The organism is Burkholderia sp. BC1 (genome assembly GCF_052683555.1).
In genome coordinates this window covers 25,848-40,079 of record NZ_JBQYLP010000041.1, presented here as the reverse complement: position 1 = coordinate 40,079, position 14,232 = coordinate 25,848, and the positions used below count along the sequence as shown (strand labels likewise).

Genomic DNA, 14,232 nt, shown 5'->3' with positions numbered 1-14,232 from the left:
ATGCCGCTGCCGACCACTCAGCTCCGGCTCGCGATGGTGGCGGGCGAACCGTCCGGCGATCTGCTCGCGGCGTCGTTGCTCGGCGGATTGCGCGAGCGGCTGCCCGCGTCGACCCACTATTACGGGATCGGCGGCGCGCGGATGATCGCGCAGGGCTTCGACTCGCACTGGCAGATGGACAAGCTGACGGTGCGCGGCTATGTCGAGGCGCTCGGCCAGATTCCGGAGATCCTGCGCATACGCGGCGAGTTGAAGCGCCAGCTGCTCGCGGAGCGGCCCGACGCGTTCATCGGCGTCGACGCGCCCGACTTCAACTTCAACGTCGAACAGGCGGCGCGCGACGCGGGCATTCCGTCGATCCACTTCGTCTGTCCGTCGATCTGGGCGTGGCGTGGCGGGCGGATCAAGAAGATCGCGAAGTCCGTCGACCACATGCTCTGCCTGTTCCCGTTCGAGCCGGCGATTCTCGACAAGGCGGGCGTCGCATCGACGTACGTCGGCCATCCGCTCGCCGACGAGATTCCGCTCGAACCCGACACGCACGGCGCGCGCATCGCGCTCGGCCTGCCGGCCGACGGCCCCGTGATCGCGGTGCTGCCCGGCAGCCGCCGCTCGGAGATCGCGCTGATCGGCCCGACCTTCTTCGCGGCGATGGCGCTGATGCAGCAGCGCGAGCCGGGCCTGCGCTTCGTGATGCCGGCGGCGACGCCCGCGTTGCGCGAGTTGCTGCAGCCGCTCGTCGACGCGCATCCGCAGCTTGCGCTGACGATCACCGACGGCCGCTCGCAGGTCGCGATGACGGCCGCCGACGCGATTCTCGTGAAGAGCGGCACCGTCACGCTCGAAGCGGCGCTGCTGAAAAAGCCGATGGTGATCTCGTACAAGGTGCCTTGGCTGACGGGGCAGATCATGCGCCGGCAGGGCTATCTGCCGTACGTGGGCCTGCCGAACATTCTCGCCGGCCGCTTCGTCGTGCCCGAGCTGCTGCAGCATTTCGCGACGCCCGAGGCGCTCGCCGACGCCACGCTCACGCAGCTGCGCGACGACGCGAATCGCCGCACGCTGACCGAAGTGTTCACCGAGATGCACGTGTCGCTGCGGCAGAACACCGCCGCGAAGGCGGCCGAGGCCGTCGCGCGCGTGCTCGACCAGCGCAAGAGGCGCGCATGACGGCGGGCCGCATCACGTTCGCCGATATGCAGGCGGGCTTCGATTTCAACCGCCCGGACGAGATCGTCTGCGGCGTCGACGAAGCGGGGCGCGGGCCGCTTGCCGGGCCCGTCGTCGCGGCCGCGGTGATTCTCGATCCCGCCCGGCCGATCGACGGGCTCGACGATTCGAAGGTGTTGTCCGCGAAGAAGCGCGATGCGCTGTACGAGTTGATCGTGTCGAATGCGCGTGCGTATTGCGTCGCATCGGCGAGCGTCGACGAAATCGACTCGCTGAACATCCTGCATGCGACGATGCTCGCGATGAAGCGTGCGGTCGAAGGGCTGTCGGTGCTGCCGACGCTCGCACAGATCGACGGCAACCGCTGCCCGACGCTGTCGGTGCGCGCGGAGGCGATCGTCAGCGGCGATGCGCTCGTGCCGAGCATCTCGGCCGCATCGATCCTCGCGAAAGTCACGCGCGACCGCATGCTCGTCGATCTGCACGAACGTTTTCCCGTCTACGGTTTCAACGTGCACGCAGGCTACGGCACCCCGCAACATCTTGCCGCGCTGCGCGAGCACGGCCCGTGCGAAGCGCATCGGCGTTCGTTCGCGCCCGTGCGCGAAGCGCTCGATCTGATTCGATGAAAGTCATTACGTCAAGGGACAACCCGCTCTACAAGCGCCTGAAGGCGCTTGCGGGTTCGACGCCCCATCAGCGCCGCAGCGGGCAGGCGCTGCTCGAAGGATTCCACCTCGCGAGCGCCTATCTCGATACGGGCGCGATACCCGAGCTGTGCGTCGCGACCGAAGGCGCGCTCGGCCATGCGGAAGCGCAGGCGATCGTCGCACGCATCGACGCGCAGCGCATCGTGACGCTGCCCGATGCGCTGTTCGGACAGTTGTCGAACGTCGTCAACGGCGTCGGTTTTCTGCTGCTCGTCGATCGCCCGTCGCAGCCGCTGCCGGCGCGCGTCGCGCACACGTCGGTCGTGCTCGACGGCGTGCAGGACGCCGGCAACGTCGGCTCGATCCTGCGCAGTGCGGCGGCGGCCGGCGTGCGGCACGTGTTCTGCGCGCCCGGCACCGCCTATGCGTGGTCGTCGAAGGTGCTGCGTGCCGGCATGGGCGCGCATTTCCTGCTGTCGATCCACGAGGATGTCGCGCCCGACGCGCTCGCGGCGCGGCTCGACGTGCCGGTCGCGCTGACCGATTCGCACGGCGCGCAGGCGATCTACGACTGCGACCTGTCGCAACCGGTCGCGTGGGTGTTCGGCAACGAAGGCGCGGGCGTGTCGGCGTTCTGGCGCGACATCGCCGCCCATCGCGTGACGATTCCGCAGCCGGGCGGCATGGAGTCGCTGAACGTCGCGGCGGCTGCCGCGGTATGTCTGTTCGAGCAGGTCCGGCAGCAGCGGCGCGCGTGATCTCGCGCGCAGATCGCCCCATCAGGGCGAGAACGAAAAAAGGCCGCGTCGAACGCGGCCTTTTTGCTTCGGGCGGGACGATCCGCCGCGACGATCAGTACGACTGCCGCTCGAGACGGATCTCCTGCAGGATCGTCGTCGCGATTTCCTCGATCGACTTGTGCGTCGACGACAGCCACTTGATGCCTTCGCGCCGCATCATCGCTTCGGCCTCGTTGATCTCGTAGCGGCAGTTTTCGGGCGCCGCGTACTTGCTGCCCGGACGCCGCTCGTTGCGGATCTCCGACAGACGCTGCGGATCGATCGACAGCCCGAACAGCTTGTCGCGGTGCGGCGCGAGCGCCGACGGCAGCTTGCCGCGCTCGAAGTCTTCCGGAATCAGCGGATAGTTCGCGGCCTTCACGCCGTACTGCATCGCGAGATAGAGGCTCGTCGGCGTCTTGCCGCTGCGCGACACGCCGACCAGGATCACGTCCGCTTCCGACAGGTTGCGGTTCGACTGGCCGTCGTCGTGCGCGAGCGAGAAGTTGATCGCCTCGATGCGCGTCTTGTATTCCTCGGTGTCCGCATTCTGGTGGCCGCGGCCCATCGCGTGGCTCGACTTCAGCTGCAGTTCCTGCTCGAGCGGTTCGACGAAGCGCTGGAACATGTCGAGCACGAGCGCGTTCGAGCGCTTGACGATCTCGTTGGACTCGCTGTCGACGAGCGTCGTGAACACGATCGAGCGGCGGCCGTCGTGCACGGCGGCTTCGTTGATCTTCTCGACGGTCGCGTACGCCTTGTCGAGCGAATCGACGAACGGCACGCGCACGAGGCGGAACTTCTGGTCGAACTGGGAGAGGATCGAGTGCGCGAAGGTTTCGGCAGTAATCCCCGTGCCGTCGGAGACGATGAAAACGGTAGGCAGCATGAATCTGGACGTCGAACGTGAAGGGCGGTTGCGCGGGCGGCTCGAGGCCGCCCTCCAGACGCAGTGACAAGGTCGTGCCACATCCTGCAGCCGGCACGGTAGAATAGCGGCAACCTGTTGGATAAGCAATTGCGGGGGCGGGGCGCGTACGGTGCCCGAGGCTTGCCGCGAGCGATTCAAAACTCCCGGCAAGTTCGGCGATTCATCTGCAAAATTCGCCCTTCTGCCGGGATTTTTGTAATCGGGTCGGAAGCTTTCGCGTCGGCGATTGTTTATCTAACAGGTTGCGCAAGACGCGCCGCGCCTTTTTGCAAGCGCCCGCGTTCAAGCCCACTTGCGCGATCGAGCATTTTTTTCACACTTAGGGGCTTGTATGACTAACGCAGCAAACGTCGCAAAGGACCAGGCGTATGTAATTCCGTTCGAGCAGTTGCGGATGACCGATGTGGAAATCGTGGGCGGCAAGAATGCGTCGCTCGGCGAGATGATCAGCCAGCTTGCCGAGGCAGGCGTGCGCGTTCCCACCGGTTTCGCCACGACCGCGCTCGCATTCCGCGATTTCCTCAAGCACAACGACCTCACCGACCGCATCGCGAAGCGTCTCGAGTCGCTCGACATCGACGACGTGAAGGCGCTCGCCGAAGCCGGCGCCGAGATCCGCAAGTGGATCGTCGATGCGCCGCTGCAGCCGCGCCTCGAGCAGGAAATCCGCGCGCAGTTCGAAGTGCTGCAAAGCGGCTCGCCGGGCGAGCTGTCGTTCGCCGTGCGTTCGTCCGCCACGGCCGAAGATCTGCCCGACGCCTCGTTCGCCGGTCAGCAGGAGTCGTATCTGAACGTCGTCGGCATCGAGGACGTGCTCGACCGCATGAAGCACGTGTTCGCGTCGCTGTACAACGACCGCGCGATCTCGTATCGCGTGCACAAGGGCTTCACGCATGCCGAAGTCGCGCTGTCGGCCGGCGTGCAGCGCATGGTCCGTTCGGACGTCGGCGCGGCCGGCGTGATGTTCACGATCGACACCGAGTCGGGCTTCAAGGACGCCGTGTTCATCACGTCGAGCTACGGTCTCGGCGAAACGGTCGTGCAGGGCGCCGTGAACCCGGACGAGTTCTACGTGTTCAAGACCACGCTCGCACAGGACAAGTACCCGATCATCCGCCGCTCGATCGGCTCGAAGCTGATCAAGATGGAATTCACGCAGCCGGGCGAGCCGGGCCGCGTGAAGACGGTCGACGTGCCGCACGAGCAGCGCAACCGCTACTCGATCACCGACGACGACGTGATCGAGCTCGCGAAGTACGCGGTCATCATCGAGAAGCACTACCAGCGTCCGATGGACATCGAGTGGGGCAAGGACGGCCGCGACGGCAAGATCTTCATCCTGCAGGCGCGTCCGGAGACGGTGAAGAGCCAGGCGAGCGGCAAGGCCGAGCAGCGCTTCAAGCTGAAGGGCCAGTCGCAGGTGCTCGCGACCGGCCGTGCGATCGGCCAGAAGATCGGTGCGGGCCCCGTGCGCGTGATCCAGGATCCGTCCGAAATGGAACGCGTGCAGCCGGGCGACGTGCTCGTCGCCGACATGACCGACCCGAACTGGGAGCCGGTGATGAAGCGCGCGTCGGCGATCGTCACGAACCGTGGCGGGCGCACCTGCCACGCGGCGATCATCGCGCGTGAGCTCGGCGTGCCGGCCGTGGTCGGTTGCGGCGACGCGACCGACGTGCTGAAGGACGGCGCGCTCGTCACCGTGTCGTGCGCGGAAGGCGACGAAGGCAAGATCTACGACGGGCTGCTCGAGACGGAAGTCACCGAAGTGCAGCGCGGCGAACTGCCGGAAATTCCGGTGAAGATCATGATGAACGTCGGCAACCCGCAGCTCGCATTCGACTTCTCGCAGCTGCCGAACGCCGGCGTCGGCCTCGCGCGTCTCGAGTTCATCATCAATAACAACATCGGTGTGCACCCGAAGGCGATCCTCGAGTATCCGAACGTCGATCAGGATCTGAAGAAGGCCGTCGAGAGCGTCGCGCGCGGTCATGCGTCGCCGCGTGCGTTCTACGTCGACAAGCTGACCGAAGGCGTCGCGACGATTGCCGCGGCGTTCTATCCGAAGCCCGTGATCGTGCGTCTGTCCGACTTCAAGTCGAACGAGTACAAGAAGCTGATCGGCGGTTCGCGCTACGAGCCGGACGAGGAAAACCCGATGCTGGGCTTCCGCGGCGCGTCGCGCTACATCGCCGACGACTTCGCGCAGGCGTTCGAGATGGAGTGCCGTGCGCTCAAGCGCGTGCGCGACGAGATGGGCCTGACCAACGTCGAGATCATGGTGCCGTTCGTGCGCACCGTGAAGCAGGCGGAACGCGTCGTCGGCCTGCTCGAGAAGTTCGGCCTGAAGCGCGGCGAGAACGGGCTGCGCCTCGTGATGATGTGCGAGGTGCCGACCAACGCGATTCTCGCGGAAGAGTTCCTGCGGTACTTCGACGGGTTCTCGATCGGCTCGAACGACCTCACGCAGCTCACGCTCGGCCTCGATCGCGATTCGGGCATGGAGCTGCTGGCCGTCGATTTCGACGAGCGCGATCCGGCAGTCAAGTTCCTGCTGAAGCGCGCGATCGATACGTGCCGCAAGATGGGCAAGTACGTCGGCATCTGCGGTCAGGGCCCGTCCGATCATCCGGATTTCGCGCAGTGGCTGACCGACGAAGGCATCGTGTCGATCTCGCTGAACCCGGACACGATCATCGATACCTGGCAGGCGCTCGCGAACCGGAAGTAACGGTCGATCGCGTCGCTTCGACGAAAGGGCGGCTCGGCCGCACTTTCGTTGAAGGCAAAATGCAAGGTTCATGCTATAAACACCCCGGTAGATCCGGGGTGTTTTCGTTTGCAGGAGACCGTAATGATGTCGGCGCAGTTGTTCTGGTGGGTCGGAGTCGGCGTGCTCGTCGTGGCCGAGCTGCTGACGGGGACGTTCTATCTGCTGATGATCGCGCTCGGCTTCGTCGCCGGCGGACTGCTGCAGCTCGCCGGCTTTGCGCCGCACGTGCAAATCGGCGCGGCCGCCGCCATCGCGCTTGTCGCGATGATCGCGCTGCGCCGCTCGGGGCTCGGGCGCAAGCAGAAGCGCGATACGTCGACGAATCCCGACGTCAACCTCGATATCGGCGCGACCGTCACGGTCGGCGCGTGGCATGACGGCCGCGCGCGCGTCCAGTATCGCGGTGCCGAGTGGGACGTCGAGCTGGCGGCCGGCGAGCGCGACGATGCGCGCGTCTATCAGGTCAGCGCCGTGCGCGGCAACTGCCTCGTGGTCGTCGCGAAACCTGCGGGCTGACCGTCCGTGCCCATGCATACAACAAGGAGGAAATGTCGATGGATTCGCTGATCATCTGGGTCGTTCTGCTCATCATCGCGATCGTGATCGTATCGAAGACGGTGAAGATCGTGCCGCAGCAGCACGCGTGGGTGCTCGAGCGCTTCGGCCGCTATCACGCGACGCTGTCGCCGGGGCTGAACATCGTGCTGCCGTTCGTCGACCGCATCGCGTACCGGCACGTGCTGAAGGAGATTCCGCTCGACGTGCCGAGCCAGGTCTGCATCACGCGCGACAACACGCAGCTGCAGGTCGACGGCGTGCTGTATTTCCAGGTCACCGATCCGATGAAGGCGTCGTACGGGTCGAGCAACTTCGTACTCGCGATCACGCAGCTCGCGCAGACGACGCTGCGCTCGGTGGTCGGCAAGCTCGAGCTCGACAAGACGTTCGAGGAGCGCGACTTCATCAATCACAGCATCGTGTCGGCGCTCGACGAGGCCGCCGCGAACTGGGGCGTGAAGGTGCTGCGCTACGAGATCAAGGACCTGACGCCGCCGAAGGAAATCCTGCACGCGATGCAGGCGCAGATCACGGCCGAGCGCGAGAAGCGCGCGCTGATCGCCGCGTCCGAAGGGCGCAAGCAGGAGCAGATCAACCTCGCATCGGGTGCGCGCGAGGCCGCAATTCAGAAGTCCGAAGGCGAGCGGCAGGCCGCGATCAATCAGGCGCAGGGCGAAGCGGCCGCGATTCTCGCGGTCGCCGAAGCGAATGCGCAGGCGATTCAGAAGATCGCGAGCGCGATCCAGTCGCAAGGCGGGATGGACGCGGTGAATCTGAAGGTCGCCGAGCAATACGTCGGCGCGTTCTCGAATCTCGCGAAGCAGGGCAATACGCTGATCGTGCCGTCCAATCTGTCCGATCTTGGCACGGCGATCGCGTCCGCGCTGACGATCGTCAAGCGCGCGACGCCGGCCGCGGCCGACGTGCCGCGCGGCAACGGCTGACGCGCACGCATCGTCGCGTCGACAAAGAAATACGGCCCGCTCGAAGCGGGCCGTATCGTTTCAGGCGATGCGCACGCGCCGCGTCAGGCGCCGGCCCGCATGATGCGCGCCTTCTCGCGTTCCCAGTCGCGCTTCTTCTCGGTTTCGCGCTTGTCGTGCAGCTTCTTGCCTTTCGCGAGCGCGATGTCGCACTTCACGCGGCCGCCCTTGTAATGGAAGTTCAGCGGCACGAGCGTATAGCCGCGCTGCTCGACCTTGCCGATCAGCTTCTTGATCTCGTCACGGTGCAGCAGCAGCTTGCGCGTGCGCACGGGATCGGGCTTGATGTGCGTCGAGGCTTCGGGCAGCGGGCTGATGTGCGTGCCGATCAGGAAGATCTCGGCGTTCTTGATCACGACGTAGCCTTCCTTGATCTGCCCGCGCCCGGCGCGCAGCGCCTTGACTTCCCAGCCCTCGAGCACGAGCCCCGCCTCATAGCGTTCCTCGATGTGGTAATCGAAGTGCGCTTTCCTGTTGTCGATGATGCTCATGAAAGGATCGGGCCAACTCGTTTAAAATCACGATTTTAGCAAAGCGGGGCGCGGATCGCCCGGCTTGCTTTCCCACCTTCAGCGATGCCGCGCGATTTATGGCAGATGTCCACAAAACCGTATTGATCCGTCATTCGGCGGAACAGATGTTCGACCTCGTCACCGACGTGGCCGACTACCCCAATTTCCTGCCCTGGTGCGGCGGTGTCGAGATTCGCCGTCAGGACGAGAGCGGGATGGAGGCGCGCATCGACATCAACTTCAAGGGCATCAAGCAGCACTTCGCGACGCGCAATACGCAGCAGCGTCCGACGCGGATCGACATGGACTTCGCGGACGGCCCGTTCAAGAAGTTCACGGGCTCGTGGCGCTTCACCGCGCTGCGCGCCGATGCGTGCAAGATCGAATTCTCGCTGCACTACGAGTTCTCGAGCATCCTGCTCGAAAAGATCATCGGTCCGGTGTTCAACCATATCGCGAACACGTTCGTCGATTCGTTCGTGAAGCGTGCGGACCAGCGCTACGGCAAAGGGTGAGGCGATGCTGTCGATCGAAGTCTGCTATGCGCTGCCCGACCGTCAGACGCTGATTCCGGTATCGCTGCCCGAAGGCGCGACCGTGCGCGCGGCGATCGAGGCGAGCGGCGTGCTCGCGCTGCATCCCGAAATCGATCTCGCGCACGCGAAAACCGGCATCTACGGCAAGCTCGCGTCGCTCGACGCGCCGCTCGCCGATCACGATCGCGTCGAGATCTATCGTCCGCTGATCGTCGATCCGAAGATCGCGCGCCAACGGCGTGTCGACAAGGCGCGCCGCGACGGCTCCGTCGAGGGCCGCAAGTGGATGCACAAGGACGCGCGCTGAGCCGCGTGCGTTTGTTCCATTCGTCCGATCGAAGCGGCCGCGCTCAGTGCGCGGCAGCGTTCGGATCGATCGCGGGGCGCGTCGGCGTGTTGCCGTTGCCGTCCGCATCGCCGTGCCGCCGCACCGACCCGTACACGCCCGCGAGCAGCAGCACGAGCGCCGCGATTTCGAGCACGCGCGGCATGCGCTGATCGAAGATGAACGCATAGAGCATCGCGAACACCGTCTCGAACACGATCAACTGGCCCGACAGCGTGAGCGGCAGCCGCTTCGATGCCGCGTTCCAGAGCCCGTTGCCGAGCCAGGACGCGCCGATCGCGAGGCCGAGGTTCAGCAGCCAGAACAGGTGCCAGCGCGACGCGGGCAGCGCGGCCTGCACGGTGCCGGCCGGCAGCGCGACGATCACGGCCCAGCCGAGTGCGCCGATCGCACCGGTCACGACGCCCCACAGCACGGACCATTCGTTGCCGTCGAAACGATGATGGCGTTGCAGATAGCGCGTGTTGGCGACCGCATACCAGGTCCAGCTCGCGAGCGCGCCGGCCGCGCAAGCGATGCCGGCGAGCTTTTGCGCGAGCGTCGTCGCGTGCGCGGCTTCCGACGTGAACAGATCGACGTTGATGCAGGCGATGCCGGCGACGACGAGCGCGAGCGGTGCGGCAAGCCGCCGCAGTGGCACCGCGCCGCGGTCGCCGAGCCCCGCGAGCGTGACGGTGACGGGCAGCACGCCGACGATCAGCGAGCTCGGCGCGATGCCGATCGAATGCACGGCGGCGGACAGCAGCATGTAGTACGCGACGTTGCCGACGAGCGCGAGCTTCGCGAGCGCGATCAGGTCGCCGCGCGTGAGCCGTGCGAGCAGCGAGCGCGCGGCCGGCAACGCGGCGGCCACCGACACGAGCCCGTACATCGCGTAGCGGCCGACACTCAGCAGCAGCGGCGAGAAGTCGGTCAGCAAACGCGGAACGAGAAAGACCATGCCCCACATGGCGCCTGCGAGGACGCCGTACACCACACCGCGCTGCATTCACTGCTCCGGACGAATCACTGACGAGCGCGCATGGTAGCCGTGCCCGCTCGGTGCGTCTTGTCCATTCCTGCACTCGCGGCGCGGTGCGCGATGCGCGTCAGTCGTCGGTGGATTCGTGTTGCGCGTCGTCCGACGGCGCCGTTCGCGCCGGGCGGCGTACGACGCGCAGCTTGCCGCTGTTGCCGCCGCCGCAGAAAAAGCGCTCGCCGCTGTCCGATTCGAGCCCCGATACGCCGACGCCGTCGGGCAGGTCGAGTTGCTCGAGCACGCGGCCCGACTCGGGATCGATGCGTCGCAGCTCGCTGCGGTCGGCTTCCCAGGTACCGTGCCACAGCTCGCCGTCGACCCAGGTGACGCCGGTCACGAAGCGGTTCGATTCGATCGTGCGCAGCACGGCGCCCGATTGCGGATCGACCTGATGAATCTTGCGTTCGCGGTACTGGCCGACCCACAGCGTGCCTTCGGCCCACGCGAGCCCCGAATCGCCGCCGCCGCCCGGCGCGGGCAGCGTCGCGAGCACGCGGCCCGATTCGGGGTCGATCTTCTCGATGCGGTCTTCGACGATCTGGAACAGATGGCGGCCGTCGAACGCGGTGCCCGCATGCGCGGCGACGTCGATCGTGCGAACCGTCGTGCCGCGCTCCGGATCGAGCGCGTTCAGCTTGTCGCCGGACGCGAACCAGATCCGCTGTCCGTCGAACGTGACGCCGTGCACGCCGTCGACGCCCGGAAACGGGCCGTATTCGCGAAGAATGTCTGCTTTCGATCGTGTCATCGTGATCACCTTGTCGTTCGGTCGGCCGGTCGCCGGGGCGGTTCGTCATGCAGGTCGATCCTAGTCGCCTGCGACCGGCATCGGGAGTAACAACGTCGTCGCGAATCCCGGCAGCGGCGGCGTGGTCCAGCGGCGCGCGCGGCCGCGCCCGAACGCGTGTGCCTTGCCCGCTTCGGCGAGTGCGTCGAGCGCGCGCTGCACGGTGCGCTGGCTCGCGCCGAGCGCGAGCGCGAGGGCGGAGCTCGACCATGCTTCGCCGTCGGCGAGCAGCGCGAGCACGTCGGCATGGCGGTCGTCGACCGGGCGCGCGAGGACCACGACGTCGCGCGGGCCGAGCGGTTCGAGCGCGAATCCGCGCGGCGTCGCGGTGACGTTCGCGAGCGGGCGCAGCAGCCCGCGCAGGCGGCCGATTTCGACGCGCAGCCGCGCGCGATGCGTATCGTCCGGATGCCGTGTGCGAAACGCGGCGGCGATCAGCGCGTCGCGCGGCACGTCGGCCGGCCACGCTTCGCCGAGCGCACGCGCGAGCACGAACAGCACCGGGCGGCGCGCGAGCGGCACTGTCGTGCGCGGATCGCGCACCGTGTATCGGCACGCGTCGACGACGAGCGCGTTGAACGCGAACAGCGCCTCGACGTCGTCGAGCCGCACGGCGCGCGACGTGTGCTGCGCGACGAGCCGCGCGGCGGGCGCGGCCAGCATTCGGCCGGCGGCGTCGATCTCGGCGGTCAGTGCGGCGATGCCGGCAGCGAGCGCGGCCTCGCGTGCGCGTGCGAGCGCCGCGCGTGCCGCGTGCGCGCGTACGCGACGCATTGCGATGCCGGCCGCGATCAGTTCGTGCGCCGCGCGCGATGCGGCCGGCAGCGGCGTCGGGTCGAGCGTCGCGAGCCGGCGTTCGGCTTCGTCGACGCGGCCGATCAGCAGCAGGCGCCGCACGTCGACATGGTGCGCGAGTGCGGCATTGGCGCGATCGCCGTGCGCGTCGAGCGTCGCGCACGCGGCGTCGAGCGCGCGCGACGGCCATCCGAGATCGCGCGCCGCGAGCGCGATTTCCGCTTCCGCGACGACGCAACGCGCACGCGCGACGACTTCCCGCGCGCCGAACGCGCGGGCCGCCGCGCGCACCAGCGCACGCGCACGCTCGAAGTCGCCGAGCTGCGCGAGCGCGATCCCGCGCAAGGCGAGCGCCGGCGCATCGTCGCGCAGCGCGACGCGGTTCAGCGCGCCGAGCGCGTCACCGCCCGCGAGCGCGCGTGCGGCCGCGGTAATCAGCGAATCCATCGGAATCCCGACACACTTGTCACTCCCTCCGGCGATGCGACGGCTCCTAATCTAGCACCACGCACACGGCCGCCGGCCGTGCCCGATACCGATCGACCGGAGGAAGCTGCGATGACGACCCATCTCACCGGAACGCGCGACGAATGGCTGGCCGCGCGCCGTGCACTGCTCGACGCCGAAAAGGCGCTGACGCGGCAAAGCGACGAACTCGCGCGGCGGCGTGCGGCGCTGCCGTGGGTGCGCGTCGACAAGACGTACCGGTTCGATACCGAGGACGGCCAGGCAACGCTCGCGGACCTGTTTCGCGGCCGCTCGCAACTGCTCGTCTATCACTTCATGTTCGGCCCCGACTACAAGGCAGGCTGTCCGTCGTGCTCGGCGCTCGCCGACGGTTTCGACGGATTCGTCGTCCACCTCGCGCATCACGACGTGACGCTGACGGCCGTCTCGCGCGCGCCGCTCGAGAAGCTGCTCGACTATCGGCGGCGAATGGGATGGACGTTTCCGTGGGCATCGTCGGCGGACAGCGATTTCAACTTCGACTTCAACGTGTCGTTCACCGAGGCGCAGCAGCGCACGGGCGACGTCGACTACAACTATGCGCGCGGCACGCACGCGATGGACATGGATCCGCCGCCTGCGCCGGTCGCGCAGTTCGCGGCAACCTGCGGCACCGATGCGCGGACCTACGCGCGCGACCGGCCAGGGATGAGCGCGTTCGTGCGCGAGGACGATGCGATTTATCACACGTATTCGACGTACGCGCGCGGGCTCGACGCGCTGTGGGGCATGTACGCGTGGCTCGATCGTGCGCCGCTCGGACGCAACGAAACCGGCATCTGGTGGCGCCGGCACGACGAGTATGCGCAGCGCTGAGCGCGCGGCGGCGCCGATCGACGACGAGCCCGCGGTGAGCGCGCGCGCGACAGGCCGCGAGCGGCAAGCATTCGGCGCGGTGCTGGCTGCCGTATCGGCAGCGGCCGTGGCCGTGCTGCTGAACCGGCACGCGTCGATGGACGCGATGGGCGGCGGCATCGCGGCGGGCGGCTGGCTTGCGCCGGCCGCGTGGGGCCGCCCGTGCGGATGACGAGCGGACCGTGCGTTCGCCGCGTTCGCCGGAATGTGGGGCGCGATGATCGTCGCGATGATGCTGCCGGTGCTCGCGCCTGCGCTTTGGCATTACCGACAGCTGATCGGCGCGCACGTGCCGGGGCGTGCGCATCGGACGGTGCGCGTCGCAATCGCGGGTGTCGCGTATTTCTCGGTATGGATGGCGATCGGCGTGCTCGTCTGGATCGCGGGCGACGTGCTCGCAGCGGCGGCGCTGCGGTTGCCCGCGCTCGCGTATGCGCTGCCGTTCGCGAGCGGCGCGACGGTCTTCGCGGCGGGCGCGCTGCAGCTGACCGGCTGGAAGCGCCATCGGCTCGATGGTTGCCGCAACGAGCCGGCCGGCACGCCGGCACCGCGTGCCGACGCCACCGATGCATGGCGGCACGGCATGCGCGTCGCGCTGCACTGCGCCGCCTGCTGCGGCAATCTGATGACCGCGGCGCTGGCGGCCGGCGCGATGGACCTGCGCGTCATGGCGGTCGCGACTGCGGCGATCGCGGCCGAGCGGCTGCTGCCGCACGGGCATCGCGTGGCACGGATCGTCGGCGTGGCGATGCTCGTGTGCGGGAGCGCGATGCTGGCGAGCGCGGCTGGCGCGACATAAAGGGGGAGGGGCGTCGCCACGCCTGCGGACGCGACTCGACCGGCGCGCGGCCAGCACGCCGGTCGGTCGATGCGGCCCCGGCCGTCCGATTGCGCGAACGGGGCGATGCGGGGCCGAAACGAAAGGCGATCGAAAACGAAGCGAACGGCGATTCGAACGATTCGGCCCCGGAACGGCGGAAAACGGCTAAGCCGTTGTTCGTGTTGTGAAAATTCGCCGCGCTTCGCGTATAA

Annotated in this window: 14 protein-coding genes and 1 pseudogene; 10 read left to right on the top strand and 5 right to left on the bottom strand. The window is 67.5% G+C overall.

Features of this window, described 5'->3' with window-relative positions; genetic code table 11:
- The 3 genes from lpxB to ACSHSS_RS19850 are packed head-to-tail and all read left to right on the top strand — an operon-like array spanning position 1 to position 2,578.
- On the top strand, positions 1-1,170 hold the full coding sequence (lpxB, locus tag ACSHSS_RS19860) for a lipid-A-disaccharide synthase (RefSeq protein WP_035951116.1): 1,170 nt from the start codon (positions 1-3) through the stop codon (positions 1,168-1,170).
- A complete protein-coding gene (rnhB, locus tag ACSHSS_RS19855; RefSeq protein ID WP_006402660.1) occupies positions 1,167-1,799 on the top strand; it encodes a ribonuclease HII in 633 nt (210 codons plus the stop codon). The genes lpxB and rnhB overlap by 4 nt, the downstream gene beginning before the upstream one ends.
- On the top strand, positions 1,796-2,578 hold the full coding sequence (locus ACSHSS_RS19850; RefSeq protein WP_445545435.1) for a TrmH family RNA methyltransferase: 783 nt from the start codon (positions 1,796-1,798) through the stop codon (positions 2,576-2,578). The genes rnhB and ACSHSS_RS19850 overlap by 4 nt, the downstream gene beginning before the upstream one ends.
- 94 nt (positions 2,579-2,672) lie before the next feature.
- On the opposite strand, the gene ppsR is transcribed toward ACSHSS_RS19850, so the two are convergent.
- The gene (gene ppsR / locus ACSHSS_RS19845; protein ID WP_006402662.1) at positions 2,673-3,488 is read right to left on the bottom strand and encodes a posphoenolpyruvate synthetase regulatory kinase/phosphorylase PpsR; all 816 of its coding nucleotides are present in this window, start codon (positions 3,486-3,488) and stop codon (positions 2,673-2,675) included.
- A gap of 373 nt (positions 3,489-3,861) precedes the next feature.
- On the opposite strand from ppsR, the gene ppsA reads away from it, so the two are divergent.
- The 3 genes from ppsA to ACSHSS_RS19830 all read left to right on the top strand — a co-directional run bounded on the left by ppsA (position 3,862) and on the right by ACSHSS_RS19830 (position 7,805).
- Positions 3,862-6,261 (top strand): phosphoenolpyruvate synthase, encoded by a 2,400-nt coding sequence (ppsA, locus tag ACSHSS_RS19840; RefSeq protein WP_445545434.1) that lies wholly within the window; start codon positions 3,862-3,864, stop codon positions 6,259-6,261.
- Between the two features lie 123 nt (positions 6,262-6,384).
- Complete coding sequence (locus ACSHSS_RS19835) at positions 6,385-6,819, top strand: NfeD family protein (RefSeq protein ID WP_006407698.1); 435 nt, start codon at positions 6,385-6,387, stop codon at positions 6,817-6,819.
- Between the two features lie 38 nt (positions 6,820-6,857).
- Positions 6,858-7,805, top strand: a complete 948-nt coding sequence (locus tag ACSHSS_RS19830) for an SPFH domain-containing protein (RefSeq protein ID WP_105854083.1) — start codon at positions 6,858-6,860, stop codon at positions 7,803-7,805.
- Positions 7,806-7,888: 83 nt separating this feature from the next.
- Here the strand turns inward: ACSHSS_RS19830 and smpB are convergent, their stop codons facing one another.
- Positions 7,889-8,335 (bottom strand): SsrA-binding protein SmpB, encoded by a 447-nt coding sequence (gene smpB, locus ACSHSS_RS19825; protein ID WP_006402666.1) that lies wholly within the window; start codon positions 8,333-8,335, stop codon positions 7,889-7,891.
- Between the two features lie 98 nt (positions 8,336-8,433).
- Here smpB and ACSHSS_RS19820 point away from each other — a divergent pair, with 98 nt between their 5' ends.
- The gene (locus ACSHSS_RS19820) at positions 8,434-8,871 is read left to right on the top strand and encodes a type II toxin-antitoxin system RatA family toxin (RefSeq protein WP_105854082.1); all 438 of its coding nucleotides are present in this window, start codon (positions 8,434-8,436) and stop codon (positions 8,869-8,871) included.
- Positions 8,872-8,875: 4 nt separating this feature from the next.
- Positions 8,876-9,199 (top strand): RnfH family protein, encoded by a 324-nt coding sequence (locus ACSHSS_RS19815; RefSeq protein WP_006402668.1) that lies wholly within the window; start codon positions 8,876-8,878, stop codon positions 9,197-9,199.
- Between the two features lie 43 nt (positions 9,200-9,242).
- Here ACSHSS_RS19815 and ACSHSS_RS19810 read toward each other — a convergent pair whose 3' ends face one another.
- The 3 genes from ACSHSS_RS19810 to ACSHSS_RS19800 form a co-directional block, all read right to left on the bottom strand.
- Positions 9,243-10,226 carry a DMT family transporter gene (locus ACSHSS_RS19810; protein ID WP_060041510.1) on the bottom strand — a complete coding sequence of 328 codons (984 nt, stop codon included), beginning with the start codon at positions 10,224-10,226 and terminating at the stop codon, positions 9,243-9,245.
- Positions 10,227-10,326: 100 nt separating this feature from the next.
- Positions 10,327-11,004: a Vgb family protein gene (locus ACSHSS_RS19805; RefSeq protein ID WP_445545433.1), complete on the bottom strand. Its 678-nt coding sequence runs from the start codon at positions 11,002-11,004 to the stop codon at positions 10,327-10,329.
- Between the two features lie 60 nt (positions 11,005-11,064).
- Entirely contained in the window at positions 11,065-12,285 is a 1,221-nt protein-coding gene (locus ACSHSS_RS19800) for a helix-turn-helix domain-containing protein (RefSeq protein ID WP_445545432.1), read from the bottom strand.
- Between the two features lie 111 nt (positions 12,286-12,396).
- On the opposite strand from ACSHSS_RS19800, the gene ACSHSS_RS19795 reads away from it, so the two are divergent.
- Together ACSHSS_RS19795 and ACSHSS_RS19790 are read left to right on the top strand one after the other, a co-directional pair.
- Positions 12,397-13,161 (top strand): DUF899 domain-containing protein, encoded by a 765-nt coding sequence (locus ACSHSS_RS19795; protein ID WP_059783404.1) that lies wholly within the window; start codon positions 12,397-12,399, stop codon positions 13,159-13,161.
- Positions 13,148-13,999: pseudogene (locus tag ACSHSS_RS19790) on the top strand (DUF2182 domain-containing protein). The gene ACSHSS_RS19795 and the pseudogene ACSHSS_RS19790 overlap by 14 nt, the downstream one beginning before the upstream one ends.
- Positions 14,000-14,232: the final 233 nt, after the last annotated feature.